Consider the following 2,444-nt stretch of genomic DNA (forward strand, 5'->3'; position numbering starts at 1 on the left):
GCTCGCACAGCCCGAGCAGTTCCTCGGCCGTCATGCCGGGCCCGACCTTGACGGCGACCGGATTGGACACGGCGGCGAGCAGCGCGACATGGGCGCCGTCCGACTGCCGGGTGCGCTCACCCACCCACGGCCAGTGGGTGGAGGTCAGCAGCGCGCCGCCGGGTTCCCGGCGCAGCATGGACAGTTCGTAGTCGAGCAGCAGCGCCTCATGGCTGGTCCACACCGGCACGCCGAACTCCGAGCGGCGCTCGGCGGTGCCGCGCCAGCCCAGGTAGAGCATGGTGTCGCTGGCGGCCCGGTATCCGGAGAGCAGATGGTCGGGGTCGGGGCGGCGCAGCTCGGCGTCGGGCTCCGGCCGGTTGACCATGTGGCCCCGGTAGACGGGCAGTTCGATGCCGTGCACGGTCTCGGTCGGCTTCGAGCGGGGCTTGCCGAACTGCCCGGCGAGTCGGCCCACCCGCAGCACCGGCTTCCCGGACGCGAGCTTCATCGTCCCGGCGAGCACGTCGAGCAGCGCCGTCTTGCGGGTGACGTCCTCAGGGGTGGCCTCGGCCGGGTCCTCGGCGCAGTCGCCGGCCTGGAGGATCTGCACATGGCCGGCCGCGGCCTCGCTCAGCAGGGACCTGAGGCGGTGTACGGCCTCGATGTCCACGAGGGCAGGCATGCGCCGCAGATGGGCGCGGACCCTGTCGAGCCGTGGGTGATCGGCCCAGTCGGGCTGTTGGAGAGCGGGCAGGGAGCGAACGTAGGACTCAATGTCGGTCATCGGATTCCCTCGGCGGGCCATGCCGGAGTCACTCCGGCTGGTGGCGGGCTTGGCCATGTGCGAAGCGGCACGGGCATTCGTGCGCGCCGGCAAGGTGCCGGCCCGGTGACGCCGTCGTCCAGTGGGCTCACATCGGGGCTCGGCGGGGCAGGCACCACTGTTGAGGCAGGCGTCCACGGCCGCAATGCGATGACGCGTAGTCCGTCGCAATGGCTCGTAGTCCGTCACTTTGCGAGAACGTCCCGGAATTCGCGATTCCTGGACGACTGACGAATCAATGCGTCCGTGATCGCCGCTCTTCTGCCGTCGCGGAAAGCTCCGCTGCCGCCCTTTGCCGCGATATCGGCCACGGGACACCAGCCATGCGGAAGGGAAACCTGAAATGCCGCGGCTGACGCGGCGAAGAAGGCCGATGCCGAGGTGCGCCCGCGCAAGGTGGCCGAGCCGGCCGGCATGTCTCGGGAAAGACCCTGCGCGCGATGGGCGTCATGATCCGTCAGGGCCGCCCGGACGTCGACCCGCGGTGGCCGACTCCGTCAGGTAGCCCGCGTCCTTGTGACGAAGTCTGCGACGGGTGACAGAGTCTGCGGCTCGCCCTGCGGGGGCGACCGCCCCTGTGCCCAGAATGCAGGCCGTTCCCCCTCCCCGCCCCGAGCGCCGACCAGCAGGAGCGATCCCGCCATGACCACCCAGGCCGACACCGTTCCTCTCCACGCGACCGACGAGGCGGTCGTGACCGTGTGGTCGGACATCGGCTGCCCGTGGGCAACCCTGGCCCTGGCCACCCTGCACACCGCCGCCGCCGACCGTGGCCGGGAACTGCTGGTCGACCACAGGGCCTTCCCCCTGGAGCTGTTCAACTCCGAGCCCACCCCGAAACCGATCATCGACGCCGAGACGGTGGCGATCGCCGCACTGGTGCCGACCCTCGGCTGGCGACTGTGGCCCGGACCGGACTGGCGCTATCCGGTCACGACGCTGCCGGCGCTGGAAGCGGTACAGGCCGCGAAAGCGCCGGCGGCAGGCGGGCTGCCGGCGAGCGACCAGCTGGACACCGCCCTGCGGCACGCCTTCTTCACGCAGGGCCGTTGCATCAGCGTCACCTCCGAGATCCTCGCCGTGGCCGCCGCGTGCCCGCTCGTGGACGAGGCGGCGCTGGCCGACGCCCTGGCGCGGGGCACGGCCCGTGCGGCGATCCACCGTGACTTCGCCGTGGCGCGCGGCCCCCGGGTGCAGGGCAGCCCGCACCTGTTCACCGCCTCCGGCGTCGACGTGCACAACCCCGGCGCCGACTTCGTGTGGACCGGCGATCCGTATGACGGCGGATTCCCCCGCTTCCGCTCCTACGCGCGTGATTGGGCCGACGAACTGCTGGACCGACTCGCCAAGGCACCACAGGTCGACTGACCCGGAGCCACGACCTGCCCCTGCCGGACCCGGCCGAAAGGAAGCTCTCCGATGCCTGTTGCAGACCCCCTGCTCGAACTGCCCTACGGCACCGTGCCCGACCCCGACGCATTCCTGCGCGCGGCGATCCGCTGGCACTTCTCCAAGGAGACCGGGGCGCCGTTCTGGCTCGATCGAGTCGGCCGTCTGGACTTCGACCCGCTTGACGCCATCCGCACCTTCGACGACCTGAAGCTCTTCCCGAACTTCGCCAACGAGCTGCGGAACGTGC

2 protein-coding genes and 1 pseudogene are annotated in these 2,444 nt (G+C 71.0%); 2 read left to right on the forward strand and 1 reads right to left on the reverse strand.

All coding sequences use genetic code 11. The features are described from left to right. A partial coding sequence (locus KVT45_RS57480; protein ID WP_254648714.1) for a 3-deoxy-7-phosphoheptulonate synthase occupies positions 1-766 on the reverse strand: 766 nt, incomplete at its 3' end. Positions 767-1,447: 681 nt separating this feature from the next. Between KVT45_RS57480 and KVT45_RS54055 the strand changes: the two genes are divergently transcribed. Continuing rightward, entirely contained in the window at positions 1,448-2,173 is a 726-nt protein-coding gene (locus tag KVT45_RS54055; protein ID WP_217562339.1) for a DsbA family protein, read from the forward strand. A gap of 51 nt (positions 2,174-2,224) precedes the next feature. Then, a pseudogene (locus KVT45_RS54060) lies at positions 2,225-2,444 on the forward strand (phenazine antibiotic biosynthesis protein); the annotation flags it as partial.

This window comes from Streptomyces sp. GbtcB6 (genome assembly GCF_019091475.1).
In the GTDB taxonomy this organism is placed as follows: Bacteria; Actinomycetota; Actinomycetes; order Streptomycetales; family Streptomycetaceae; genus Streptomyces; species Streptomyces hyaluromycini.